The organism is Pseudomonas sp. GW821-FHT01D09, assembly GCF_059422465.1.
Genome location: NZ_JBWKWY010000046.1, coordinates 1 through 26,460, shown reverse-complemented (window position 1 = coordinate 26,460; position 26,460 = coordinate 1). Strand labels below are relative to the sequence as shown.

Annotated in this window: 20 protein-coding genes, 1 tRNA gene and 1 pseudogene; 20 read left to right on the top strand and 2 right to left on the bottom strand. The window is 61.4% G+C overall.

Annotation, left to right across the window (positions count from 1 at the left end):
- The 3 genes and pseudogenes from AC07W7_RS25545 to AC07W7_RS25535 form a co-directional block, all read left to right on the top strand.
- Positions 1–636 (top strand): annotated as a pseudogene (locus AC07W7_RS25545) (hypothetical protein); the annotation flags it as partial.
- 103 nt (positions 637–739) lie between these two features.
- The gene (locus AC07W7_RS25540; protein WP_306474141.1) at positions 740–1,705 is read left to right on the top strand and encodes a hypothetical protein; all 966 of its coding nucleotides are present in this window, start codon (positions 740–742) and stop codon (positions 1,703–1,705) included.
- Positions 1,706–1,867: 162 nt separating this feature from the next.
- Positions 1,868–3,364, top strand: a complete 1,497-nt coding sequence (locus AC07W7_RS25535) for a hypothetical protein (protein ID WP_495040351.1) — start codon at positions 1,868–1,870, stop codon at positions 3,362–3,364.
- Between the two features lie 30 nt (positions 3,365–3,394).
- Here AC07W7_RS25535 and AC07W7_RS25530 read toward each other — a convergent pair whose 3' ends face one another.
- The gene (locus AC07W7_RS25530) at positions 3,395–6,688 is read right to left on the bottom strand and encodes an EAL domain-containing protein (RefSeq protein ID WP_076965004.1); all 3,294 of its coding nucleotides are present in this window, start codon (positions 6,686–6,688) and stop codon (positions 3,395–3,397) included.
- A 63-nt stretch (positions 6,689–6,751) separates the two neighbouring features.
- On the bottom strand, positions 6,752–7,642 hold the full coding sequence (locus AC07W7_RS25525) for a LysR family transcriptional regulator (RefSeq protein ID WP_495040350.1): 891 nt from the start codon (positions 7,640–7,642) through the stop codon (positions 6,752–6,754).
- A gap of 139 nt (positions 7,643–7,781) precedes the next feature.
- Here AC07W7_RS25525 and leuC point away from each other — a divergent pair, with 139 nt between their 5' ends.
- From leuC to AC07W7_RS25440, 17 genes are all read left to right on the top strand, one after another.
- Positions 7,782–9,200 (top strand): 3-isopropylmalate dehydratase large subunit, encoded by a 1,419-nt coding sequence (gene leuC / locus AC07W7_RS25520; RefSeq protein WP_169864254.1) that lies wholly within the window; start codon positions 7,782–7,784, stop codon positions 9,198–9,200.
- Positions 9,201–9,210: 10 nt separating this feature from the next.
- On the top strand, positions 9,211–9,855 hold the full coding sequence (gene leuD / locus AC07W7_RS25515) for a 3-isopropylmalate dehydratase small subunit (protein ID WP_076965007.1): 645 nt from the start codon (positions 9,211–9,213) through the stop codon (positions 9,853–9,855).
- 136 nt (positions 9,856–9,991) lie between these two features.
- Entirely contained in the window at positions 9,992–10,756 is a 765-nt protein-coding gene (locus AC07W7_RS25510) for a class I SAM-dependent methyltransferase (protein WP_495040349.1), read from the top strand.
- A gap of 53 nt (positions 10,757–10,809) precedes the next feature.
- Positions 10,810–11,892 (top strand): 3-isopropylmalate dehydrogenase, encoded by a 1,083-nt coding sequence (gene leuB / locus AC07W7_RS25505; protein WP_495040348.1) that lies wholly within the window; start codon positions 10,810–10,812, stop codon positions 11,890–11,892.
- Between the two features lie 64 nt (positions 11,893–11,956).
- Entirely contained in the window at positions 11,957–13,069 is a 1,113-nt protein-coding gene (gene asd / locus AC07W7_RS25500; RefSeq protein WP_076965010.1) for an aspartate-semialdehyde dehydrogenase, read from the top strand.
- A 247-nt stretch (positions 13,070–13,316) separates the two neighbouring features.
- Complete coding sequence (locus AC07W7_RS25495) at positions 13,317–14,327, top strand: aspartate-semialdehyde dehydrogenase (protein WP_076965011.1); 1,011 nt, start codon at positions 13,317–13,319, stop codon at positions 14,325–14,327.
- 163 nt (positions 14,328–14,490) lie between these two features.
- On the top strand, positions 14,491–17,037 hold the full coding sequence (locus AC07W7_RS25490) for a FimV/HubP family polar landmark protein (protein WP_495040347.1): 2,547 nt from the start codon (positions 14,491–14,493) through the stop codon (positions 17,035–17,037).
- Positions 17,038–17,238: 201 nt separating this feature from the next.
- Positions 17,239–18,063, top strand: coding sequence for a tRNA pseudouridine(38-40) synthase TruA (gene truA, locus AC07W7_RS25485; protein WP_099169603.1), 825 nt, complete (start codon positions 17,239–17,241; stop codon positions 18,061–18,063).
- A gap of 63 nt (positions 18,064–18,126) precedes the next feature.
- On the top strand, positions 18,127–18,759 hold the full coding sequence (locus tag AC07W7_RS25480; RefSeq protein WP_495040346.1) for a phosphoribosylanthranilate isomerase: 633 nt from the start codon (positions 18,127–18,129) through the stop codon (positions 18,757–18,759).
- Between the two features lie 244 nt (positions 18,760–19,003).
- Complete coding sequence (accD, locus tag AC07W7_RS25475; protein ID WP_076965022.1) at positions 19,004–19,924, top strand: acetyl-CoA carboxylase, carboxyltransferase subunit beta; 921 nt, start codon at positions 19,004–19,006, stop codon at positions 19,922–19,924.
- Positions 19,921–21,228 (top strand): bifunctional tetrahydrofolate synthase/dihydrofolate synthase, encoded by a 1,308-nt coding sequence (folC, locus tag AC07W7_RS25470; RefSeq protein ID WP_495040345.1) that lies wholly within the window; start codon positions 19,921–19,923, stop codon positions 21,226–21,228. Before accD ends, folC begins: the two co-directional genes overlap by 4 nt.
- Positions 21,212–21,871: an SPOR domain-containing protein gene (locus tag AC07W7_RS25465; RefSeq protein WP_495040344.1), complete on the top strand. Its 660-nt coding sequence runs from the start codon at positions 21,212–21,214 to the stop codon at positions 21,869–21,871. Before folC ends, AC07W7_RS25465 begins: the two co-directional genes overlap by 17 nt.
- 249 nt (positions 21,872–22,120) lie before the next feature.
- Positions 22,121–22,675: a CvpA family protein gene (locus AC07W7_RS25460; RefSeq protein ID WP_495040343.1), complete on the top strand. Its 555-nt coding sequence runs from the start codon at positions 22,121–22,123 to the stop codon at positions 22,673–22,675.
- A gap of 44 nt (positions 22,676–22,719) precedes the next feature.
- A complete protein-coding gene (purF, locus tag AC07W7_RS25455) occupies positions 22,720–24,225 on the top strand; it encodes an amidophosphoribosyltransferase (RefSeq protein WP_057438614.1) in 1,506 nt (501 codons plus the stop codon).
- A gap of 66 nt (positions 24,226–24,291) precedes the next feature.
- On the top strand, positions 24,292–25,503 hold the full coding sequence (locus tag AC07W7_RS25450) for an O-succinylhomoserine sulfhydrylase (RefSeq protein ID WP_495040342.1): 1,212 nt from the start codon (positions 24,292–24,294) through the stop codon (positions 25,501–25,503).
- Between the two features lie 11 nt (positions 25,504–25,514).
- Entirely contained in the window at positions 25,515–26,279 is a 765-nt protein-coding gene (locus AC07W7_RS25445) for an SDR family oxidoreductase (protein WP_090413093.1), read from the top strand.
- Positions 26,280–26,386: 107 nt separating this feature from the next.
- Positions 26,387–26,459 (top strand) — tRNA-Val (locus AC07W7_RS25440).
- Position 26,460: the final 1 nt, after the last annotated feature.

The following is a 26,460-nucleotide window of genomic DNA, read 5'->3' as shown; positions in this document are numbered from 1 at the left end:
ACGTTGGTGCCCGGCCCGGATGGTCAGGTGAGGCCTGGCGTGGAGATAAAGCCCACAGTGGTGCCCGGCCCGGATGGTCAGGTGAAGCCCGGCGTGGAGATAAGGCCTGCAGTGGTCCCCCCCCTGGAGGGCCAGGTGAAGCCTGGCGTGGAGATAAAGCCCACAGTGGTGCCCGGCCCAGATGGCCAGGTGAAGCCTGGCGTGGAGATAAGGCCCACAGTGGTCCCTCCCCTGGAGGGCCAGGTGAAGCCTGGCGTGGAGATAAAGCCCACAGTGGTGCCCGGCCCGGATGGTCAGGTGAAGCCCGGCGTGGAGATAAGGCCCGCAGTGGTCCCCCCCCTGGAGGGCCAGGTGAAGCCGGGCGTGGAGATAAAGCCTGCAGTGGTGCCCGGCCCGGAGGGCCAGGTGAAGCCCGGTTTGGAGCCAAAGCCCGCTCTCGTACCCGGTACTCCCCCTCAGGTAAAGCCCGGTTTGGTGCATGAGCCGGCCGTACCCAGGACTCATGCGGGGGTGAAGCCGGATGCCCCCGAGGTGCTGCCGAACAAGCCCACGCCAGAGTCTGATTTGACTGCCCCGGGCCCCGGCTGTGGCCCTGATGAAATGAGCGGGGTTGAGGCTCTTTATCGCCGGTCGTAGTGCGCCAGTCGAGTCAATAAACGATAACTAAAAATCTTAAACCAAAAGAGTTGCTTCTCCGGTCAACTGCCGGCCGGAGGAGCGCTTTGTGGGAGAAGACTGTATGTCTATTTTAAATATCAGTAGTCCTTCAAGCAGCACGTCTGCGTGTTTAAGTGGGGGGGGGAGTGCGTTTGATGTTGCGACTAAACGCCCATGGGTATCTGGTGCAGGTGTAAGTTGGGTTTCAAATAATTACGCTGTCAATAATAGTCGCATTGAAGAGAGCGGTTATATGGCGGATCAGGATGTGGATTTAAACAGTGTTATTTCAATGCTCAGGCTTTTTTTAGATCAGGTATTGGCCCTTTTGTCAGACAGTAAGGGAAAAAAAGTCAAGGTTGATAGTGTTCCCGAGCCTGTCAAGCCTGAGGTGAGTCCGATACCGGTTGTGCCAAAGCCTGAATCGACCCCAGCGCACCTTCCCGATCTATCGTCTAAGCGTGATGGTGCAAAGCCTGACGACATCTGGGGAGGTTTTCGCCAAGGGCCTGATGGTAATTGCGTGACTGTTTCGGCGATCAAGGCGGCCATGTATAAGTTTGGGCAGAGCCCGACCGATATTTATAAAAATGTCAGTAAAACCGAGAGTGGCTATCAGGTCACGATGCGCGATGGTTTTCGTCTGGTCCTGACAAACAAGGAGTTGAAGCAAGCAGCGGAGGGGGCAAAGTTTTATGGCCGAGACAGGGGGATGCTCAAGGACGCCCAATTCCTGTTCGCGGTCAGTTGCAAGCGCGCCCATCTTGAAAACAACGATGGCAGAGCGGCTAGAAGTTTTAGTGCGGCCATCCGCAGCCTCAACGACGGTGAGGATGAGAACCCGTGGGCGCCGGGAGAAGGATTCCTGCGGTTGGGGTTGAAGAAGTATATGAAGCAAGTTCCTGTCAGTACTTTGGCCCGTGGGCAAGTTGGTATGGTTAATCGGGCCTTGCATTCGGTGGCGGTGATTGATGGCAAGGAAGAGTTGTGGGGGCGCAAAGGAAAGGCACCCACGCGTGGGAACGCTGTGGCGTTAATCGGTGATTGAGGTTATGGGTAGGTCTTGTATTAATAATAATTAATATTGTGTGATTATTTTTCCTGCGCAGGTTTGTTTGTTGTGTTTGTCGATTTCTACTTTATGGGTTTTGTCGTTATTTGGCGGCATCTGTGTGGTCATGAATTTAATAGTTTAACTATGGGGGTTGTCATGAGTATCGATATGGGTGGTCGGTTGTTTCTTGGGAATTATAGTTTGAATCATGAGCCTGCCAGTGGAATGAGTGCCCCTGCCGCCCCTGAGAAACGCAATGGAGAGGGAGTCAGCATCGATGGGTGGGAGGCGATTGAGCAAAGATTTTCCGAAGGGCTTCGTTCTGTCAGGCAGTTGCTCGCCCACCAAGGCACTTCGCTGTCCTGGGTGGCACCGAGTACAGAAAATAATGTTGATAAAACGTTGCCCCCACCTGTGTTTTCAACGAAGCGGGATGAGAAACCCAGCGATATTCTGGGTGCGCTTACGGCCACCAGGCGCCATTTCGGCGAAAACTTTGACAACAGTACTCATGCGGCAGTTATCCAAATGATGATGATGACATTTGGGCAAAGCCCGCTCGACCTATTTGATGAGGTGAGGGCCTCCGGCGACGGGTATGACGTTACGATGAAAGATGAGTTTAAGGTGCATGTGTCTCAAGAAGAATTAAAGACTGTCGCCCAGGCGTCGCGGTTTGCGGGTAATGATAGTTCGGTCATAAAGGATGCCAACTTTGTGCTCGCGGCTTTTGCCAAACGTAAACAGCTTGCAGGCAAGCATGGCAGTTTCGAGAAGGCCCTGACGAAGACCCTGGAAGGAGAAACGCTACTCAACTGTTTGCGGGGAATGGGGGTGAGTGCTCTGGCCCAATATATGCCTGCCAGTGAAATGGCCGCTAGCGGTGCAACAGGGGTGGTGGGAACCCATAACTTTGGCGGGGCGCTTGTAATGAATAACGCCCAATACAGTTATGCTGAAAAACGCAGTGTTGATAACCGCTATGGTTATATGTTGTTCGATAACAAAAAAATCCCTGACGAACCACCTGTAGCCATTGATCGCAATGATCTGAATTTATTCAGTGTCCCAGTAGGTACTAAACCCACCGATATCTGGAGTGGTTTTTATCAGAGCGTGGAAGGCAACTGTGTCACCGTGTCTGCGATCAAGGCGGCGATGATGCGATTTGGGCAGAACCCACAAGGCATCTATAAAAAAATCTCGGCCACCACGGATGGTTATGAAATCATCATGAGGGATTCTTTTAAGTTGAGAGTGACACACGAGGAACTGAGAAAGGCTCGTGAGGCCTCCAGCTTGAAGGGCAACAATCAGGCGCTGCTTGACGATGCCAACTTTCTATACTGTGTGAGCGCCAAGCGGGCAGAGTTGGAAGACAACGATTTCCGTGGCAGGCAAGGGTTTGAGGTCGCCATGCAAACGCTTAACGACGGTGAGTACCCAGGAGAAGCGCTGCACAGGTTAGGGTTGTCCGCTTATGTCTGTGAAAGCAGCGTTCAAGAACTGGCAGAGGGCGCCATTGGAACCCTGGCCGATGCCCGCCACTCAGTGGCGGTCATTGATGGGATGGTGGACATGTATGGGCAAAAGCGCAGCCTGGTGCAGTCGGACTGGAAAGGCTATTTCATCCGGGCATTGAAATTAGTGTAATGCGCGGCGCCGGGGCCGAGGGGGGAGCTCTCAGGTCCCGGCGCCTTGCCTTAATAGCTGCATGAACGCTTCCATGGGCAGGGGGCGGCTGTGCAGATAGCCTTGATATAAATGGCAGCCCAATCCTTGCAGGAAGGCCAGTTGCTCGGGGGTTTCCACGCCTTCGGCAATCACTTCCAGGTTGAGGCTGCGCGCCATGGCCACAATGGCGCGGATGATCTCGGCGTCGTTCGGGTCGTGGGTGGCGTCCCTTACAAAGGATTGATCGATCTTCAAGGCATCCACCGGCAGGCGCTTGAGGTAGGTCAATGACGAATAACCGGTGCCGAAATCGTCCATGGCAAAGCTGACCCCGAGTTTTTTCAGGCGGCGCATTTTGCCGATGGTGTCATCCAGGTTCTGGATCACGATGCCTTCGGTGATTTCCAGTTTCAGCAGGCTGAACGGCAAGTGATGCTGCTTGAGGCTGCGCTCCACCCGTTCAACAAAGTCATTCTGGCGAAACTGCCGGGGGCTGATATTCACGCATAGGCTGAAGCCCTCGGGCTCCACCAGGCCTTCGGCAATCAAGCGGGCAAACGCGCCGCAGGCTTCGTCGAGGATCCAGGTGCCTACCTCCAGGATCAGCCCACTGTCTTCCAGGACTTTGATGAATTCGGCGGGGGATTGCGCGCCCAGTTGCGGATGCTGCCAGCGCACCAGGGCCTCGGCGCCGACAATGCGATTGCCCCGGGCATCGACCTGGGGTTGGTAATGCATGCTGAACTCGCCCCGTGACAAGGCCTGGCGCAGGTCTGTCTCCATGCGCAGGCGCTCGCTGGCGGTGCGTTGCATGCTGTTATGAAACATCTGGGTGGTATTGCGCCCCGAATCCTTGGCCCGATACAGGGCGATATCCGCGCGCTTGAGCAAATCCGCCGGGGTCGAGCCATGGTCGGGAATCAATGCCACGCCGATGCTGGGGGTGACCTGCAAGCGATGGCCATCGAGGAACATCGGTTCGGACAGCAGTTCACGCAACGTGTCAGACAGCTGTTGCACCTGTTTGCTGACCTCCATCCGCGAGCCCTCCAACCCGCTGAGCAGCACCACGAACTCATCGCCGCCCAGGCGCGCCACGGTGTCTTCCAGGCGCACACTGGCTTCCAGGCGTGCCGTGACGATTTTCAGCACGGTGTCGCCCACCGGGTGCCCGAGTGAATCGTTGATGTGCTTGAAGTGGTCCAGGTCGAGGAACAGCAGCGCGCCCCGTAGGTTGTGGCGCTTGAGCAGGGCGATCTGCTGGCTCAGGCGGTCCATCAGCAGGGCGCGATTGGGCAGGTTGGTCAGCGGATCGTGATAGGCCAGGTGACGGATCTGCGCCTGCGCGCTTTTCAGCAGGCTGACGTCCCGCGCCGTCAGCAGCAGGCACGGCGTTTCATTGAGGGTAATCGGCTCCACCGACACTTCTACCGCCAGCAACTCGCCGCGCTTGTTATGCCAGAGCATGTCCAGGTGATGGATGCGCCCCTTGATCTGTAATTCGGCCAGCAGTGCGGCGCGCTGGTTTTCATCGGCCCAGATGCCGATCTGGTACAGCGTCAGGCCAATGGCCTCCTCGGCGCGGTAGCCGGTCAGGCGACAAAAGCCATCATTGACCTCGACATAGCGCCCGGTGTTGCGCTCGGTAATGGACACCGCGTCAGGGCTGGAATGAAAGGCCTTGGCGAACTTCTCCTCGCTGGCCTTGAGCGCCGCCTCGGAACGTTGTTGCTGGGTGATATCGCGCAGGGTGGTGACCACGCAGGACTGGTTGTCGACCTTGATCAAGCGGCTGGCAATCATGCACGTCAGGCGCTGGCCATCCTTGTGGCGGACGATGATCGCCACGTTGTTCAGCGCCTGCTCGCGGATCACCTGCTCGATGCGGTGCAGGCGTTGGGTGGGTTCATCCCACAGGCCGATCTGCTCGGCGGTGTGGTTGATGACTTCGGCGGCGGCCCAGCCAAAGGTCTGGGTGAAGCTGGGGTTGATTTCGATGAACTCGCCGCTGGCCAGGCGGGTGACGCAGATCGGGTCGGGACTGACGAGGAACAGGCTGGCGAACTTCTCTTCAGAGGCGCTCAAGCGCTGTTCGCGTTCCACCTGGTCGGTGATGTCCAGCAGGGTGCCCGCCATGCGCAGCGGCGCGCCCTGTGCGTCGCGGTAGAGGCGGGCACGGCTTTCCAGGTAGCGCGAGCTGCCATCTTCCAGTTGCACGCGGTACGTCAGTTGGTAATTGCCGGCCGGGCCTTCGCGCAAGGTGCGATAGGCATCGCGCATGCTGGCGCGCTCTTCATCGGGCATGCCTTCAAAAAATGCATCGAACGACTCATGGAACGGCTGTGGCTCCAGGCCGTGCAACTGCGCCGCCCGCGCCGAGCCATAGAGCATGCCGCTGGGGATATGCCAGTCCCAGGTGCCCAGTTGGGCCGAGTCCAGGGCCAGGTCCAGGCGTTCCTGGCTGTCCTTTAAGGCCTGCTCGGCGTTCTTGCGCTCGGTGGTGTCGAGGAAGGTGCTGATCAGGTAGGCCTGGCCGTCGAGCTCGACCTTTTGTGCGCTGAGGGTGCCGTCATGGATTTGCCCATGGCTGGCGCGAAACTGCACCTCCATGGTGATGGGTTCGCCCTTGCGCTGGGTCGCCTTGACCAGCAGGGCCCGTTGCTCCGGGTGGACCCACAGCCCCAGGTCGAGGGTGGTACGGCCAATGGCATCGGCCACCGGCCAGCCGAACAGGCTTTCAAAATACTGGTTGGCCTCGCTGATCAGGCCATCTTCCTGGCGGGTCAGCAGGACCATGTTCGGGCACAGGTGGAACAGGGTGGCGAAGCGTTTTTCCGAGTGGCCCAGGGCATATTCGCGCTCGCGCTGCCGGGTGGTTTCACGGATCACCCCGATCATGCGCCGGCGCCCGGAGGCGTCCGGTAGCAGGCTGCCGTTGATTTCCAGCCAGTGCAGGCTGCCGTCCGGCCACTGGATGCGGTGATGCATGGCTTGTTCAAAGGGCTCGCCGGCCAGCACCGCATGAAAGGCCCGTATTACACGGTCGCGGTCCTCGGCGGCCAACAGGTCGAGGTAGTCCAGGTCCTTGGGCAAGGGCTGGCGGGGATCGAAACCGAACAGCGCCTGGGTGCCGCGCGACCAATTGATCCGCCCGCTGTCGATATCCCAGCTCCAGGCGCCCAGCCGTGCGCCATTGAGCGCCGCCAGCAGGTGCGGGGCATTGTCCCAGCTTTGCTCCGCCTGCTGGGGGTCCAGGGCGTGGATGCGGGGCAGCGGCGGCACGGGATCGACGGGGTTGGGCATTATCAAGGGGCCTTGGCTCGATGGGCATTCGGCACGGGAGCAGGGTCTACGGGCTGCACGGCCTTATGCTGGCATCCCTGCCGGATCGGCCTGTGCATCCAATAGACTCATAAAAGCCCGTGCAGCGTTCGACAGCGTCCTTTCGGTGTGCACGATATAGCCTAGCTGGCGACTGAGTTGTATGCCCGGTAAAGCGATACTGGCCACTTGATCATCGAGCATGGTGCGCGGCAGCACACTCCAGGCCAGGCCGATAGAGACCATCATCTTGATGGTTTCCAGGTAATTGGTGCTCATGGCGATGTTCGGCGTCAGGCCCTGGGCCTCGAACAGCCGGTGCACGATATGGTGGGTAAAGGTGTTGCCGCCGGGGAACACCGCCGGATGCCGGGCGATATCGGCCAGGCTGATAGTGCCGTTATTGGCCAGGCTATGCTCGGGGGCCACTACGAAATCCAGGGGGTCGTCCCACACCGGGGTGGCGCGCACCAGGCTGTGGGGCTCCGGCGCCAGGGTGATGACGGCCACTTCGGCACGGCCGTGGAGGATTTCTTCGTAGGCCACTTCCGAATCCAGGAACTGAATATCCAGGGCCACATTCGGGTATTCCCGGGTAAAGGTGCGCAATACCGGGGGCAGGCGGTGCAGGCCGATGTGATGGCTGGTCGCCAGGGTCAGGCGTCCGCTGACCTCGCCGGTCAGGTTGGTCAGGGCGCGCCGGGTATCGTCCAGCACATTGAGGATCTGATAGGCGCGGGGCAGCAGGGCGCGTCCGGCCTCTGTCAGGCCGACTTCACGACCCAGCCGGTCGAACAAACGCACCTTGAGCTGCTGCTCCAGGCCGGCGATACGCTTGCTGATTGCCGGCTGCGTCAGGTGCAGGCGTTCCCCGGCCCCGGAGAAGCTGCCGGTTTCGGCGATGGCAATAAAGGCATTGAGGTTGGCCAGGTCCATGGTGGTATTCCAGTAGGTTATCCAAAGCATAAAAAATATGAATTTGAGTTATTTAATGTAACGCCATAGCATCAGCCTCACAAGCCAAAGGGTTATTGAAAGGCCCGGGGCATAGAAAGACGCTGATGAGGACCGACTGATGGCCGGCAAAACGCTTTACGACAAGCTCTGGGATTCCCATGAAGTGAAACGGCGCGATGATGGGTCGTCGCTGATCTACATCGACCGTCACATCATCCATGAAGTGACCTCGCCCCAAGCGTTCGAGGGCCTGCGACTGGCCGGGCGCAAGCCTTGGCGCGTCGACTCGATCATCGCCACCCCGGACCACAACGTGCCGACCACCCCGGAGCGCAAGGGCGGCATCGAAGCCATTGCCGACCAGGTCTCGCGTTTGCAGGTCCAGACCCTCGACGACTATTGCGACGAGTACGGCATCACCGAATTCAAGATGAATGACGTGCGCCAGGGCATCGTCCACGTGATTGGCCCGGAGCAGGGCGCAACCTTGCCGGGCATGACCGTGGTCTGCGGCGACTCCCATACCTCGACCCACGGCGCATTCGGCGCCCTGGCCCACGGTATTGGCACCTCCGAGGTGGAACATGTGTTCGCCACCCAGTGCCTGGTGGCCAAGAAAATGAAGAACATGCTGGTGCGCGTCGAAGGCCAGTTGCCGTTTGGCGTGACGGCCAAGGACATCGTGCTGGCCGTGATCGGCAAGATCGGCACCGCTGGCGGTAACGGCCATGCCATCGAGTTTGCCGGCAGCGCCATTCGCGACCTGTCCATCGAAGGCCGCATGACCATCTGCAACATGTCCATCGAAGCCGGTGCCCGGGTGGGCATGGTGGCGGCGGATGAAAAAACCGTCGAATACGTCAAAGGCCGTCCTTTCGCCCCGGCGGGCGCCGAGTGGGAGGCCGCCGTCGAGGCCTGGAAAGACCTGGTGTCCGATGCCGATGCGGTGTTCGACACCGTGGTCGAGCTCGACGCGGCCCAGATCAAGCCACAAGTCAGCTGGGGCACCTCGCCGGAAATGGTCCTGGCCGTTGATCAGAACGTGCCGGACCCGGCCAAGGAAGCCGACCTGGTCAAGCGCGGCTCCATCGAGCGCGCCTTGAAGTACATGGGCTTGAAAGCCAACCAGGCGATCACCGACATCCAGTTGGATCGCGTGTTTATCGGCTCCTGCACCAACTCGCGGATCGAAGACCTGCGCGCCGCGGCGGTGATCGCCAAGGGCCGCAAGGTGGCCTCGACCATCAAACAAGCCATTGTGGTGCCAGGTTCGGGCCTGGTGAAGGCCCAGGCCGAAGCCGAAGGCCTGGACAAGATCTTCCTCGAAGCCGGTTTTGAATGGCGCGAGCCGGGCTGCTCGATGTGCCTGGCAATGAACCCGGACCGTTTGGAGTCGGGCGAGCATTGCGCGTCCACCTCCAACCGTAACTTTGAAGGGCGTCAGGGCGCTGGCGGGCGTACCCACCTGGTCAGCCCGGCCATGGCCGCGGCCGCTGCCGTCAACGGTCGTTTCATCGACGTTCGCGAATTGATCTGAGGAATACCCGATGAGAGCTTTTACCCAACACACAGGCCTTGTCGCGCCGTTGGACCGTGCCAACGTGGACACCGACCAGATCATCCCCAAGCAGTTCCTGAAGTCGATCAAGCGCACCGGTTTTGGCCCCAACCTGTTCGATGAGTGGCGCTACCTGGACGTGGGCTACGCCTACCAGGACAACTCCAAGCGCCCGTTGAACAAGGAGTTTGTGCTTAACGCCGAGCGTTACCAGGGTGCCAGTGTGTTACTGGCCCGGGAAAACTTCGGTTGCGGCTCCAGCCGTGAACACGCGCCGTGGGCCCTGGAAGAATATGGCTTTCGCAGCATCATCGCGCCGAGCTACGCCGATATCTTCTTCAACAACAGCTTCAAGAACGGCTTGTTGCCGATCATCCTGACCGATGAAGAAGTCGATGAGTTGTTTCAGCAAGTGGAAGCCAATGTCGGCTACCAGTTGACCGTCGACCTCGCGGCACAGACCGTGACCCGCCCGGATGGCAAGGTGTACCACTTTGAAGTGGACGCCTTCCGTAAACACTGCCTGATCAACGGCCTGGACGATATCGGCCTGACCTTGCAGGACGGCGAGGCGATTGCCGCGTTTGAAGCCAGGCACCGGGCGAGCCAGCCTTGGTTGTTTCGTGATGCCTGATTTGCGGTAGGCCGTGCGGGCCCCATCGCGGGCAAGCCCGCTCCCACAGGTTGATCTGTGAACACGGTCAAGTGTGGGAGCTGGCTTGCCGGCGATAGCGCCAGTACTAACACCACAAAACCCAAGGAAAACCACCATGACCCGCACCGCCCACACCCAAGTCGTGCAAAAACAATTCGGCGAGCAGGCCTCGGCCTACCTGAGCAGTGCCGTGCATGCCCAGGGCAGCGAGTTCGCATTGCTGCAGGCCGAACTGGCCGGGCAGGGTGACGCGCGCCTGCTGGACCTGGGCTGTGGCGCCGGGCATGTGAGCTTCCACGTAGCGCCGCTGGTCAAGGAAGTGGTGGCCTACGACCTGTCGCAGCAGATGCTCGACGTGGTCGCCGCCGCTGCCGCAGAGCGTGGCATGGGCAATATTCGTACCCTGCACGGCGCCGCCGAGCGCCTGCCGTTCGCCGATGGTGAGTTCGACTTCGTGTTCAGCCGTTACTCGGCCCACCACTGGAGCGACCTGGGCCTGGCCCTGCGCGAAGTGCGCCGGGTGCTCAAGCCGGGCGGCGTGGCGGCGTTTGTCGATGTCTTGTCACCGGGCAGCCCGCTGTTGGACACTTACCTGCAAACCGTCGAAGTGCTGCGCGACACCAGCCATGTGCGCGATTACTGCGCCGGCGAATGGATGCGCCAGCTCAGCGAAGCCGGCCTGCATGTACGCAACAGCAGTCGCCAGCGCCTGCGCCTGGAGTACACCTCGTGGGTCGAGCGCATGCGCACCCCGCCAGTGTTGCGCGCAGCAATCCTGGCGTTGCAGCAGGCGATGGGCCAGGAAGTGCGCGACTACTATGAAATTCAAGCCGACGGCACCTTCAGCACCGATGTGCTGGTGGTGTTCGCTGAACGCTGATTGATTTTTCCCGACCTGCCCACGGGCGGGTCGCTTGATGAAATGAGGAACGCATGAGCAAGCAGATTCTGATTCTCCCTGGCGACGGTATTGGCCCGGAAATCATGGCCGAAGCGGTCAAGGTCCTGGAATTGGCCAACAGCAAGTACGGCCTGGGCTTTGAGTTGAGCCACGACGTGATCGGCGGCGCGGCCATCGACAAGCACGGCGTGCCCCTGGCTGACGAAACCCTGGACCGTGCCCGTGCTGCCGATGCCGTGCTGCTGGGCGCCGTGGGCGGGCCGAAATGGGACAAGATCGAACGCGACATCCGCCCGGAGCGCGGCCTGCTGAAAATCCGCGCGCAACTGGGCCTGTTCGGCAACCTGCGCCCGGCGATCCTCTACCCGCAACTGGCCGACGCGTCGAGCCTCAAGTCGGAAGTGGTAGCGGGCCTGGATATTCTGATCGTGCGTGAACTGACCGGCGGTATCTATTTTGGCTCGCCACGGGGCGTGCGCCAGTTGGAGAATGGCGAGCGCCAGGCCTACGACACCCTGCCGTACAGCGAGAGCGAAATCCGCCGTATCGCCCGTGTCGGTTTCGACATGGCCCGGGTGCGCGGTAAGAAGGTCTGCTCGGTGGACAAGGCCAACGTCCTGGCCTCCAGCCAGCTGTGGCGCGAAATCGTCGAAGAAGTGGCCAAGGACTACCCGGACGTCGAGCTCAGCCACATGTATGTCGACAATGCCGCCATGCAACTGGTGCGTGCGCCCAAGCAGTTTGACGTGATCGTCACCGACAACCTGTTCGGCGACATCCTGTCCGACCAGGCCTCGATGCTCACCGGTTCCATCGGCATGCTGCCGTCGGCGTCCCTGGACACCCACAACAAGGGCATGTACGAGCCGTGCCACGGTTCGGCGCCGGACATCGCGGGCCAGGGCATTGCCAACCCGCTGGCGACCATTTTGTCGGTGTCGATGATGCTGCGCTACAGCTTCAACCTGAGCGAAGCGGCGGATGCCATCGAGCAGGCAGTGAGCCGGGTGCTGGACCAGGGCCTGCGCACCGGCGACATCTGGTCGCAGGGTTGCACCAGGGTCGGGACGCAGGAAATGGGCGATGCAGTAGTCGCCGCGCTGCGGAATCTGTAATCTCTCGGGCCCGCTTGCAGTTGTTGCTGCAAGGCGGCCCACTTTTTAACAAGGTGTAGTTGCGATGAAACGTGTAGGTCTGATCGGTTGGCGCGGTATGGTCGGTTCCGTGCTCATGCAGCGGATGCTGGAAGAGCAGGATTTCGATCTTATTGAGCCGGTGTTTTTCACCACTTCGAATGTCGGTGGCCAAGGGCCGTCCGTGGGCAAGGATATCGCCCCGCTCAAGGACGCCTACAACATTGAAGAGCTCAAGACCCTCGACGTCATTCTGACCTGCCAGGGCGGCGACTACACCAGTGAAGTCTTCCCCAAGCTGCGCGAAGCCGGCTGGCTGGGTTACTGGATCGACGCGGCGTCCAGCCTGCGCATGCAGGACGACGCGGTGATCATCCTCGACCCGGTCAACCGCAAGGTCATCGACCAGCAACTGGACGCCGGCACCAAGAACTACGTGGGCGGCAACTGCACCGTCAGCCTGATGCTGATGGGCCTGGGTGGCCTGTTTGAAGCCGGGCTGGTGGAGTGGATGAGCGCCATGACCTACCAGGCGGCCTCCGGGGCCGGCGCGCAGAACATGCGTGAGCTGATCAAGCAGATGGGCGCTACCCATGCGGCCGTGGCCGATCAACTGGCCGACCCGGCCAGCGCGATCCTCGATATCGACCGCCGTGTGGCCGAGGCCATGCGCAGCGAAGCCTACCCGACCGAGAACTTCGGCGTGCCCCTGGCCGGCAGCCTGATCCCATGGATCGACAAGGAACTGCCGAACGGCCAGAGCCGCGAAGAGTGGAAAGCCCAGGCCGAGACCAACAAGATCCTCGGGCGCTTCAAGAACCCGATCCCGGTGGACGGTATCTGCGTGCGCATCGGCGCCATGCGCTGCCACAGCCAGGCGCTGACCATCAAGCTCAACAAAGACGTGCCGATCGCCGATATCGAAGGGCTGATCAGCCAGCACAACCCTTGGGTCAAGCTGGTGCCCAACAGCCGCGAAATCAGCATGCAGGAGCTGAGCCCGACCAAGGTCACCGGCACCCTGAATGTACCGGTGGGCCGTCTGCGCAAGCTGAACATGGGGACCCAGTACCTGGGCGCCTTCACCGTGGGTGACCAACTGCTGTGGGGCGCGGCCGAGCCGCTGCGTCGGATGTTGCGGATCCTGCTGGAACGTTGATCGCTGTGTGCTGTTGAAGAAACCCGCGCCCTGGTGACAGGCGCGGGTTTTTTATTGCGCCTGAGGCCGATGATCGTTCCCACGCTCCGCGTGGGAATGCCTCCCCTGACGCTCCGCGTCACAGCCTCAAAAACGGACGCGGAGCGTCCATGGCAGCGTTCCCACGCAGAGCATGGGAACGATCATTGCCTCACCCCCCACCACCCGGTAAAGTGCCGCTCCCCCCGCAATGCCCGAGGCAGCCTCCATGACCCAGACCCTTGATATCGCCGTGATCGGCGCCACCGGTACGGTAGGCGAAACCCTGGTGCAGATCCTCGAAGAACTGGACTTCCCGGTGGGCACCCTGCACCTGCTGGCCAGTAGCGAGTCAGCGGGCGCGTCGGTGCCGTTTCGCGGCAAGAATGTGCGGGTGCGGGAAGTCGATGAGTTCGATTTCAGCAAGGTGCAACTGGCCTTTTTCGCCGCAGGCCCGGCAGTCACCTTGAGTTTCGCCCCGCGTGCCACGGCAGCGGGTTGCTCATTGATCGACCTGTCCGGCGCCTTGCCGGCCGAACAGGCGCCCCAGGTGGTGCCGGAAGCCAATGCCCAGGTGCTGGACGCTTTGAAAAAGCCGTTCCAGGTGGGCAGCCCAAGCCCGTGCGCCACCCACCTGGCGGTGGTCCTTGCACCGTTGTGCGGCCTGTTGGACATCCAGCGCGTCAGCGTCACTGCCAACCTGGCCGTGTCTGCCCAGGGCCGTGAAGCCGTCAGCGAACTGGCCCGGCAAACCGCCGAACTCCTGAATGTACGGCCCCTGGAGCCCAAGTTCTTTGATCGGCAGATGGCCTTCAACCTGTTGGCCCAGGTCGGCACGCCCGACGCGCAGGGCCACACCGCCCTGGAAAAGCGCCTGGTCCACGAACTGCGTAGCCTGCTGGGATTACCGTTACTGAAAATTTCCGCGACCTGTGTTCAAGCTCCGGTGTTTTTTGGCGATAGCCTGAGCGTATCCCTGCAACTGGCGGGCGCTGTGGACCTGGGCGCAGTAAATCGCGTGTTGGAGGCGGCGCCGGGCATCGAGCTGGTGGAAGAGGGTGATTACCCTACAGCGGTTGGGGATGCGGTCGGTCAGGACGTGGTCTACGTGGGGCGCGTACGGGCCGGCATTGATGACCCGGCGGAACTAAACGTGTGGCTGACGTCAGATAACGTACGCAAAGGCGCGGCGCTTAACGCGGTACAACTGGCACAATTGTTGATAAAACACCTTGTGTAAAAGATACTTGGCGGCAATTTGTAGATTGATTCTAACCAAGCGCTATGCTTGGTCCCATGCAGGAAAAGTTGCGCGTCGGTGACCCATCGGCTCGCCATGCCGAATGGCAAGCGGTACCCAACCTTCTCGCGGGCCGAGGAGTGTTCAAACAAAGGATGAGGCTATGGTTCAAGTTCGCAAACTGGTGTTAGCAATAGCGGCCGTCTCGGCGCTGTCCTCCGGTATGGCGCAAGCGCTGCAACTTGGGGAGATGACCCTCAAGTCGAAGTTGAACCAGCCGTTGTCGGTGGAGATCGAGCTGCTCGACGTGGGTGGGCTGACGGCCTCCGATATCGTGCCCAGCCTCGCATCTTCCCAGGCCTTTGTGGATGCGGGGGTTGATCGCCAGGCATTCCTCGACGAACTGACCTTTACCCCAGTGCTCAACCCCAGCGGTCGCAGTGTGGTGCGCGTCACCTCCAGCAAGCCGTTGCCCGACTCTTACGTACGCTTCCTGTTGCAGGTGCAATGGCCTAACGGTCGGTTGATGCGGGACTACAGCGTCTTGCTGGACCCGGCCAAGTTCGAGCAAAAGGCCCCGGAGGCCAGCGCCCCGGCGCCGCGCCTTGCCACGCCTGCTGCCAGCGTGACCAAGGCCGCTGAACACACCACGACTTCCCGCGACACCCTGTGGGAAATTGCCGCCAAGCACCGCAACGGCGGGTCGATCCAGCAGACCATGCTGGCGATCCAGGCCCTGAACCCGGGGGCCTTTGTCGACGGCAACATCAACCGTATGAAGACTGGCCAGGTATTGCGCCTGCCGGATCCGGTACAAAGCACCAGCCTGCCGCAACCCCAGGCGCTAGCCGAAGTGACTGTGCAGAATGCGGCCTGGCGTCAGGGCCGTCGTGGCGCCATCAATCAGGCTGCGGGGCGCCAGCAACTGGACGCGACCAAACGCACTCAGGCTGGCGCCGCGCCGTCGCAAACGGCGGCGAAGGATAACCTGAGCCTGGTCTCGGCCGAGGCCGCGAAGACGGGCGTCAAAGGCGCCGCAGCTGATAGCAAGGATTTGAGCAACAAATTGGCGGTAACCCAGGAAAGCCTGGACTCCACCCGTCGCGAAAATGAAGAGCTGAAAAGCCGCATGGCTGACCTGCAAAGTCAGTTGGACAAGCTGCAGCGGCTGATCGAGCTGAAGAACAATCAACTGGCCAAGTTGCAGGCCGAGGGCGGCGCCCCGGCGCAGCCTGCGGTCATGCCCGCCGAGTTGGTTGCGACGCCGACCACACCCACGCCGGCAGCCGAAGCGCCGGTGGTTGCCCCCGTGGAAACACCGCCACAACCGGCAGACGCTGCCAGTACCGAAGGCAAATTCAATGACCTGCTGACCAACCCTATCGTCCTCGGGGTGATTGGTGGGGCCGCCGGCCTGCTGGTGCTGTTGCTCCTGCTGCTGTGGGCGCGTCATCGCAATGCGCGCCTGGAAGAAGAAAAACACCTGCGCATGGCGCGGGCGCTGGCCGAAGAGCCGGAGTTTTCCTCGAACATTGACCAGGACATGCCGTCGGACAGTTTTGAAGGCCTTGAAGTCCCGGCAGCCAATGTCAAGCTGGCTCCAGCTCCAGCTCCAGCTCCAGCTCCAGCTCCAGAGCCGGTTGCCGTGGCACCGGTGCCGGCACCGGCGACCAGCATGGCGCCGCCGAGCAAGCCTATCATCGAGCCCGGCTCCTCCGACGCCCTGGCGCAGGCCCAGTCGCATCTGGACCGTGGCCACTTGAACCAGGCGGCCGCGGTGCTGGAGGAGGCGATCAAGCTGGAGCCCAAGCGCAGCGACCTGCGCCTCAAGCTCCTGGAGGTCTACGGCCAACAAGGCGACAAGGACGGTTTCGTGACCCAGGAGCGCCAACTGGTCGCCAATGGCGAGAACCACGCCCAGGTCGAACTGTTGAAAAACCGCTACCCGGCCATGGCTGTGCTGGCTGCCGGCGTCAGTGCTGCAGTCGCGGCTGCCGCGCTGGATGCGCAGTACGTCAAGGATCTGCTCCAGGAAGAGCCGCTCCCTGCGGCCACGCCTGAGGCGGATGCGTTCAATACCGACTTCGACCTGAGCCTGGACGACCTGGAAGCCGCGTCGCCGGCGGTGGTTGCCCCCGAGGTCGATGAGCTGAGCTTCGAGTCGGTGTTGCAACAGCAGGCCGAAGCCAAGGCCAGCGAAGACGATTTGTCCGATTTTGACCTCGATTTGCAGCTGGATGCGCCAGCCTCCCAGTCCGACGACGACTTTCTCTCGGGCCTGGAGGAAGAGATGAAGGACCTGCCGCCGGTCGAGCCGCCGACCCTGACGCCGAGTGCATTGGATGATTTTGACCTGCCGGAAGACTTCGATCTGTCCCTGGCCGACGAACCCGCGCCATCGGACAAGCCGGACGCATTCGCCTCGGAGCTTGACGATGTCAACGCCGAGCTCGAACGCCTGTCCCAGAGCCTGGAAAACCCGTCGATCGAACCGAGTTTCACCGCTGAAGATGCTACAAAGGGCGATGATGAGCCGGAGTTCGACTTCCTCTCGGGCTCCGATGAAGTCGCCACCAAGCTCGACCTGGCCCAGGCCTATATCGACATGGGCGATGAAGGCGGGGCGCGTGACATCCTGGCCGAAGTCCTGGCCGAAGGCGATGAAAAACAACGGGGTGAAGCCAAGGAAATGCTCAGCAACCTGGCCTGACGCCACGTACCCCCTGTAGGCGCGAGTGTGCTCGCGAAATCGTCAACGATAATGCGCCCATCCTGGATGATCGCGGCGTCCTTGGGTTTTTCGCGGGTAAGCCCGCTCCTGCAAAAAGCTTCAAGCCATATATAATGGCGACCTTTGCGCAACTCATCAGGCTCTCAGCTCTTGGCAAATATAGATAACGCGGCCGCCGAAATGGCGGCCGCCGGCTTTTTCAGAATCGCCCTGGGCGTGGAATACAAAGGCTCGCGCTATCGTGGCTGGCAGCGCCAGGCTTCCGGCGTGCCGACTGTGCAGGAAACCCTGGAGAAGGCCCTGTCGAAGGTCGCCGACTCGCCGGTTTCCTTGATGTGCGCCGGGCGCACCGACGCGGGCGTGCATGCCTGCGGGCAAGTGGTGCATTTTGACACCCAGGCCGAGCGTTCGATGAAAGCCTGGGTCATGGGCGCCAATATCAATCTGCCCCACGATGTCAGCGTCAGTTGGGCCAAGGTCATGCCGGCGCACTTCCATGCGCGGTTCAAGGCCATTGCCCGGCGTTACCGCTATGTGATCTACAACGATCAGATCCGTCCGGCCCACTTGAACGAAGAAATCACCTGGAACCACCGCCCCCTGGACGCCGAGCGCATGGCCGAGGCGGCCCGGCATCTGGTGGGGGTCCATGATTTCAGTGCCTTCCGTGCCGGCCAGTGCCAGGCCAAGTCGCCGATCAAGGAAGTCCATCACCTGCGGGTGACCCGTCACGGCAAAATGATTGTCCTGGATATCCGCGCCGGGGCGTTCCTGCACCATATGGTGCGCAATATCGCCGGGGTGCTGATGACCATTGGCACCGGTGAGCGCCCAGTGGACTGGGCCCGGGAAGTGCTGGAAAGCCGGGTACGGCGTACCGGTGGGGTCACGGCGCACCCGTTCGGCCTGTATCTGGTGGATGTGGAGTACCGCGACGAGTTCGAGTTGCCGCAGCGTTTCATCGGGCCACACTTCCTCACAGGTTTCACTGAACTTGGCGGCTGACGCCCGGAAAAGCATTTGTTACCATCCGGGACTTTCCTGGACAGCCCCTGAGGTTTTGACGATATGTCAGGCGTTCGCAGCAAGATTTGCGGGATTACCCGCATGGAAGACGCGCTGGCGGCAGTCGAGGCGGGGGCTGACGCCATTGGTTTTGTGTTTTATGCCAAGAGCCCGCGGGCGGTGACGGTGCAGCAGGCGCGGGCGATCATTGCCGGCCTGCCGCCATTCGTGACCACTGTGGGGCTGTTCGTCAACGCCAACGCCTGTGAGCTCAACGAAACCCTGGATGCCGTGCCCCTGGACCTGTTGCAGTTCCATGGCGACGAAACCCCGGACGAGTGCGCCGGCTACCATCGCCCGTATATCAAGGCCCTGCGGGTCAAGGCCGGGGATGATATCGCCGCCCGTTGCGCGGCCTACACCGGGGCCAGCGGGATTTTGCTCGATGCCTATGTCGAGGGCATTCCTGGCGGGACGGGCGAGGCCTTTGACTGGTCGCTGATTCCCCAGGGCTTGAGCAAGCCGATCATCCTGGCGGGTGGCTTGCACGCCGGCAATGTGGCGCAGGCCATTGCCCGGGTCCGCCCGTACGCTGTCGATGTCAGTGGCGGGGTAGAGCAGGCCAAGGGCATCAAGGACCCTGGCAGGATTCACGCATTCATGCAGGCAGTGCGCAGCAGCAGTGGCGCGATGTGACGGCTGGCAGTCTGCCGCCGTCAGTAACTACCCCTGTGTAAAACAGGCCGGCGTTGCCCTCGGGCGGCGCCAATGAAGTGGCAACCCCGCCCTGGCGGGTTGTCTGGAAGGCTGAGGGCAGGTGCAGGAAATGGCTGGTCGAACGTCTGACCCCGTCCTGCAGCGGTTATCGCCACATCAATGAATTTAGCTCAAGGGCATACGCGGGGCTGTGTTCAAGCCACCGGTACTGGAGAAAGAAAGCATGAGCAACTGGTTAGTAGACAAACTGATCCCCTCGATCATGCGTTCCGAGGTGAAGAAAAGCTCGGTCCCTGAAGGTCTGTGGCACAAGTGCCCCTCCTGCGACGCGGTGTTGTACCGCCCGGAGCTGGAAAAGACCCTGGACGTTTGCCCCAAGTGCAACCACCACATGCGTATCGGCGCCCGCGCCCGTATCGACATCTTCCTCGATGCCGATGGCCGTGCCGAGCTGGGCGCTGACCTGGAGCCGGTGGACCGCCTCAAGTTCCGCGACGGCAAGAAGTACAAGGATCGCCTGAGCGCTGCGCAAAAGCAGACCGGCGAAAAAGACGCGCTGGTCTCCATCAGCGGCAAGCTGCTGGGCATGCCCGTAGTGGTGTCGGCGTTTGAATTCTCTTTCATGGGCGGCTCCATGGGCGCCATTGTCGGTGAGCGTTTTGTACGTGCCGCCAACTACGCCCTGGAAAACCGTTGCCCGATGATCTGCTTCGCCGCCTCCGGTGGTGCGCGGATGCAGGAAGCGCTGATCTCGCTGATGCAAATGGCCAAGACCTCTGCGGTACTGGCGCGTCTGCGTGAGGAAGGTATCCCGTTCATCTCGGTGCTGACCGACCCGGTCTACGGCGGCGTTTCCGCCAGCCTGGCGATGCTGGGCGACGTGATCGTCGGCGAGCCCAAGGCGCTGATCGGCTTTGCCGGCCCACGCGTGATCGAGCAGACCGTACGTGAAAAACTGCCGGAAGGCTTCCAGCGCAGTGAGTTCCTGCTGGAGCACGGCGCCATCGACATGATTATCGCCCGTTCCGAGTTGCGTCCACGCCTGGGTAACCTGCTGGCGCAGATGATGGGCCTGCCGACGCCTGAATACGTCGCCGCGCCTGTCGAGCCAATCGTAGTCCCACCGATCCCTGCAAACCTATGACCCAAAGAACCCTGGGCGAATGGCTCGCCTACCTTGAGCAGTTGCATCCGTCAGCCATCGACATGGGTCTGGAGCGCTCGCAACAGGTAGCGGCCCGCCTTGGGTTGGGGCGGCCCGCGCCACGGGTGATCACGGTCACCGGCACCAACGGCAAGGGCTCTACCTGTGCCTTTGTCGCAGCATTGCTGCAGGCCCAGGGCTTGAAAGTAGGCGTCTACAGTTCGCCACACTTGTTGCGCTACAACGAGCGTGTGCAACTCAACGGTGTCGAAGCCAGCGATGAGCAATTGTGCGAAGCCTTTGCCGCGCTGGAGGCCGGGCGTGGCGAAACTTCCCTGACCTATTTCGAGATGGGCACCCTGGCCGCGTTCTGGCTGTTCGAGCGTGAACAGCTGGATGCGGTGGTGCTGGAAGTCGGCCTCGGTGGCCGCCTGGATACCGTCAATGTGGTGGATGCCGACCTCGCGTTGGTGACCAGCATTGGCGTGGACCATACCGATTACCTGGGTGATACCCGTGAATCCGTGGCCTATGAAAAGGCCGGGATCTTCCGCCAGGGCAAGCCGGCGCTGTGTGGCGACCTGGATCCGCCGCATACCTTGTTGGACAAGGTGCGCGAGCTGGACTGCCCGTTTTTCCTGCGGGGCCGGGACTTCGGCCTGGAAGTGGCAGGCGATCGGTGGTCGTGGCACGGTGTCGATGCACGGGGCCAGGTCGTCGAGTTGCACGACCTGCCGCTGCTGAACCTGCCCATGGAAAACGCGGCGCTTGCCCTGCAGGCCTACCTGTTGCTGGATCTGCCGTGGAATGCCGCACAGATCGCCGATACCTTGCAGCGTACCCAGGTGGTCGGGCGCCTGGATCGTCGCTCGTTCGCGTGGCGGGGCAAGCGCTTGAACCTGTTGCTGGATGTTGGGCATAACCCGCATGCTGCGCAGTACCTGGCGCGCCGTTTGGCGAGCCAGGCACCGGCGGGTCGACGCCTGGCCGTGTTCGGCCTGCTGTCGGACAAGGACCTGGACGGTGTGGTGGCGCCCTTGCTGGGCAGTGTGCAGTCCTGGGCGGTTGCCCCGCTGGATACACCGCGCACCCGTACGGCCGATGAGGTACAGGCGGTGTTGCAGAACCTTGGCGCGACGGTGACGTCCCATGCAAGCGTGACCGCTGCGTTGGAGGCTCAGTGCGCGGTGGCAACGGCCGAAGACGAGATTCTGTTGTTCGGATCATTTTATTGTGTTGCCGAGGCGCTTGAGTGGTTGGCCCGGCGCTCCACGGAGGAAGCTGCACATGGCATTACTGGATAGCGCATACAAGCAGCGAATGGTCGGAGCCCTGGTGCTGGTGGCATTGGCGGTGATTTTCCTGCCGATGCTGTTTTCTCGCCAGGACGAGCAGCGCCAGGTTACGGTGGAGGCCCCGGCCGCACCCCAGGCCCCGGTCATGCCGCAGGTCCAGGTCGAGCCGGTGGTGGTGCCTGAGCCGCAGGCGCTGCCCGAGGAAGAACCGGTGCCGACTGATCTGGAGATTGCCGAACAGCAAGCACCTTCGACGCCGATCCAGCCGAGTGTGCCGGTGGTAAAGCCGACCCCAGCGCCCGTGGTGGCGGCCAAGCCCGTTACGCCAGCCCCGGCACCGAAGCCGGTTGCGCCGCAGCCGGCAGCCCCGGGCAAACCGGAGGTGGGGCAGAGTCGTATCGATCCCAACGGCCTGCCGATCAGTTGGTCGGTGCAGCTCGCTAGCCTGTCCAATCGTGAAAGTGCCGAAGCCTTGCAGAAAACCCTGCGTAGCCAGGGCTATAACGCCTATATCCGTACCGCCGATGGCAAGAACCGGGTATTTGTCGGGCCGCTGATCGAGCGCGCCGAGGCAGATCGCTTGCGTGACCTGCTGGGGCGCCAGCAGAACCTGAAGGGTTTTGTGGTGCGTTTCCAGCCAGAACGCGGCTGATTCTGGCAATACACTGTGCAGGCTTGTGTGGGAGCGGGCTTGCCCGCGATGACGGTGCATCAGTCAATATTATAGTTGGCTGACCCACCGCTATCGCGGGCAAGCCCGCTCCCACATTGGTTTCTGCCTGTCTTGAAGTGGCTGCAGCTGGCCACAACCCATTGATTTGCAATGGACCACCAAACACCGCTTACCGATAGCCCAGCGCTCTGCTAAAATGCGCCGCCTTATCCGTCTGTAGGCTGCACTGTGCCATTTACCTGGGTTGATTGGGCGATCGTAGCCATTATCGCCATCTCCGCATTGATCAGTCTAAGCCGCGGTTTCGTCAAAGAAGCCTTATCGCTGCTGACCTGGATCGTTGCAGGAGTCGTCGCCTGGATGTTCGGCGGATCCCTGGCCGTTTACCTGGCCGGCTATATCGAAACACCTTCGGCTCGTGTCATCGCGGGCTGCGCCATCATGTTCATCGCCACGCTGCTGGTGGGGGCAATGGTCAATTATCTTATCGGCGAATTGATACGTGTCACCGGCCTCTCCGGGACCGATCGATTTCTCGGCATGGCCTTCGGCGCCGCGCGTGGCGCGTTGCTGGTGGTTGTTGCGGTCGGGCTGTTGAGCCTGGGCCCGGTACAGCAGGATTCGTGGTGGCAGGAGTCGAGTCTCGTGCCAAAATTTCTATTGGTTGCAGATTGGTCCAAGAACCTCATATTGGGGTGGAGCAGTCAGTGGCTGGCCAGCGGTATCAGCGTACCCGCTGATATTCCGTTCAAGGAACACCTCTTGCCGGGCAATGCGCCGTAGTAAGCAGTGTTCAGTCAAGATTCATTAAGTAGGGGTTGCGTCGCATGTGTGGCATCGTCGGTATCGTCGGTAAGTCGAACGTCAATCAGGCGCTGTATGACGCGCTAACCGTCCTCCAGCACCGCGGCCAGGACGCTGCCGGTATTGTGACCAGCCACGACGGCCGGTTATTCCTGCGCAAGGACAATGGCCTGGTACGTGACGTGTTCCATCAGCGTCACATGCAGCGCCTGGTCGGGCACATGGGCATTGGCCATGTGCGTTATCCGACTGCCGGTAGCTCGACTTCGGCCGAAGCTCAACCGTTTTACGTCAACTCGCCCTACGGCATTACCTTGGCGCATAACGGCAACCTGACCAACGTTGAGCAACTGGCCAAGGAGATCTACGAATCTGACCTGCGCCATGTCAACACCAATTCCGACTCGGAAGTGCTGCTCAACGTGTTCGCCCACGAACTGGCCCAGCGCGGCAAGTTGCAGCCGACCGAAGAAGATGTGTTTGCGGCCGTGACTGACGTGCACAACCGTTGCGTCGGTGGTTATGCGGTCGTGGCAATGATCACCGGCTACGGGATCGTCGGTTTCCGCGACCCCCACGGCATCCGCCCGATCGTGTTCGGCCAGCGTCATACCGACGAAGGCGTCGAGTACATGATTGCCTCCGAAAGCGTGTCCCTGGATGTGCTGGGCTTCACCCTGGTGCGCGACCTGGCGCCGGGCGAAGCGGTGTACATCACCGAAGACGGCAAGCTGCACACCCGTCAGTGCGCGATCAACCCGAAACTCACCCCCTGCATCTTCGAGCACGTCTACCTGGCGCGCCCGGATTCGATCATCGATGGTGTCTCGGTGTACAAGGCGCGTCTGCGCATGGGCGAGAAGCTCGCCGAAAAGATCCTGCGCGAGCGCCCGGAGCACGACATCGACGTGGTGATCCCGATCCCGGACACCAGCCGCACCGCCGCGCTGGAACTGGCCACCCGCCTGGGCGTCAAGTTCCGCGAAGGTTTCGTCAAAAACCGCTACATCGGCCGCACCTTCATCATGCCGGGCCAGGCGGCTCGCAAGAAGTCGGTACGCCAGAAGCTCAACGCCATCGAGCTGGAATTCCGTGGCAAGAACGTGATGCTGGTGGATGACTCCATTGTGCGCGGCACTACGTGCAAACAGATCATCCAGATGGCCCGTGAGGCCGGGGCGAAGAACGTGTACTTCTGTTCTGCCGCACCTGCCGTGCGGTACCCGAATGTGTACGGTATCGACATGCCGAGCGCCCACGAACTGATCGCACACAATCGTTCGACCCAGGATGTGGCTGACCTGATCGGCGCTGATTGGCTGATTTACCAGGATCTTCCTGACCTGATCGAAGCGGTGGGCGGCGGCAAGATCAAGATCGAGCAGTTCGATTGCGCGGTCTTCGATGGCAAGTACGTGACCGGTGATGTCGACGAGGCTTACCTGAACAAGATCGAGCAGGCGCGTAACGACTCCTCGAAGATTAAGACCCAGGCGGTCAGCGCGATCATCGATCTGTACAACAACTGAGTAATCACCGGCCCTGAGGGGCCGGTTTTGTATCTTAAATAAAGAATTGAGTGAAGGAGTGGCAGCATGAGTCAGGAGTGGGATGCCGGTCGGTTGGACAGCGACCTCGATGGTGTGGCTTTCGATACCCTGGCTGTGCGCGCCGGCCAGCACCGCACGCCGGAAGGTGAGCACGGCGACCCGATGTTCTTCACCTCCAGCTACGTGTTCCGCACTGCGGCGGACGCGGCGGCGCGCTTTGCTGGCGAAGTGCCGGGTAATGTCTACTCCCGTTACACCAACCCGACGGTGCGCGCCTTTGAAGAGCGCATTGCGGCGCTGGAAGGGGCAGAGCAGGCCGTCGCCACGGCAACCGGCATGGCGGCCATCCTTGCGGTGGTGATGAGCCTGTGCAGTGCTGGCGACCATGTATTGGTGTCGCGCAGCGTGTTTGGCTCGACCATCAGCCTGTTCGAGAAGTACTTCAAGCGCTTTGGCATTGAAGTCGACTACGTGCCGCTGGCAGACCTGTCGGGCTGGGATGGGGCGATCAAGGCCAATACCAAATTGCTGTTCGTCGAGTCGCCGTCCAACCCGTTGGCAGAACTGGTGGACATCACGGCCCTCGCCGCAGTGGCCCACGCCAAGGGCGCGATGCTGGTGGTGGATAACTGCTTCTGCACGCCAGCCCTGCAGCAGCCGCTGAAGCTGGGCGCAGATATCGTGGTGCATTCGGCTACCAAGTTCATCGATGGCCAGGGCCGTTGCATGGGCGGCGTAGTGGCCGGCCGTGGCGAGCAGATGAAGGAAGTGGTGGGCTTCTTGCGCACCGCTGGCCCGACCCTGAGCCCGTTCAATGCCTGGGTTTTCCTCAAGGGCCTGGAAACCCTGAGCCTGCGGATGAAAGCCCATTGCGCCAACGCCCAGGCCTTGGCCGAGTGGCTGGAGCAGCAGGACGGCATCGAGAAAGTCCACTACGCCGGCTTGAAGAGCCACCCGCAACACGAACTGGCCCAGCGTCAGCAACGCGGGTTCGGGGCGGTGGTCAGTTTCGAGGTCAAGGGCGGCAAAGACGGCGCATGGCGCTTTATCGATGCCACGCGCCTGATTTCCATCACCGCCAACCTGGGTGATAGCAAAACCACCATTACCCATCCAGGCACCACCTCCCATGGTCGCCTCACCCCGCAGGAGCGTGAAGCGGCGGGTATCCGCGACAGCCTGATCCGCGTGGCGGTGGGCCTGGAAGACGTGGCTGACTTGCAGGCCGACCTGGCTCGCGGGCTGGCGGCCTTGTGATCGAGTGGTCCCTGGAGGCGGCTGGCGCTACTAATGGCCGGGTCGCGTTGGTAACAGGCGCGGCCCGGGGCATCGGCCTGGGGATCGCGGCCTGGCTGGTCAGCGAAGGTTGGCAAGTAGTATTGGCCGACCTGGATCGCGAGCGGGGCGCCAAGGTGTCCAAGGTGTTGGGCGATAACGCCTGGTTTATCACCATGGACGTGGCCGATGAGCAGCAGGTGGCCCTTGGGGTGGCTGAAGTGCTTGGCCAGTTCGGGCGCCTGGATGCCCTGGTGTGCAATGCCGCAGTGGCCGATCCGCGCAATATCACATTGGATAGCCTGGACCTGGCCTACTGGAACCGGGTGCTGGCGGTAAACCTCAGTGGGCCGATGCTGCTGGCCAAGCACTGTGCGCCCTACCTGCGCGCCCACGGCGGTTCCATCGTCAACCTGGCCTCGACCCGGGCCCGACAATCGGAGCCGGATACCGAGGCCTACGCGGCGAGCAAGGGCGGCCTGTTGGCCCTGACGCACGCGCTGGCCATCAGCCTGGGGCCGGAGGTGCGGGTCAACGCCGTCAGCCCTGGCTGGATCGACGCCCGTGATCCCGCAACGCGCCGTGCCGAGCCGTTGAGCGACGCCGATCATGCGCAGCATCCTGCGGGCCGGGTAGGCACGGTTGAGGACGTGGCAGCCATGGTGGCGTGGCTGCTGTCGCGCAGCGCCGGGTTTGTGACGGGGCAGGAGTTCGTGGTGGACGGCGGGATGAGCAAGAAGATGATTTACAGCGAGTAGGGCGGGTCCCGTGCTTGACGTTATTTACTCTTTTTCAGAAAAACTTCAAGCAGGCTATTGACTTAGGTCCGCCATCTGCGTAAATTTCGCGGCCTCAACGAAGCAAAGGGTGATTAGCTCAGCTGGGAGAGCATCTGCCTTACAAGCAGAGGGTCGGCGGTTCGATCCCGTCATCACCCAC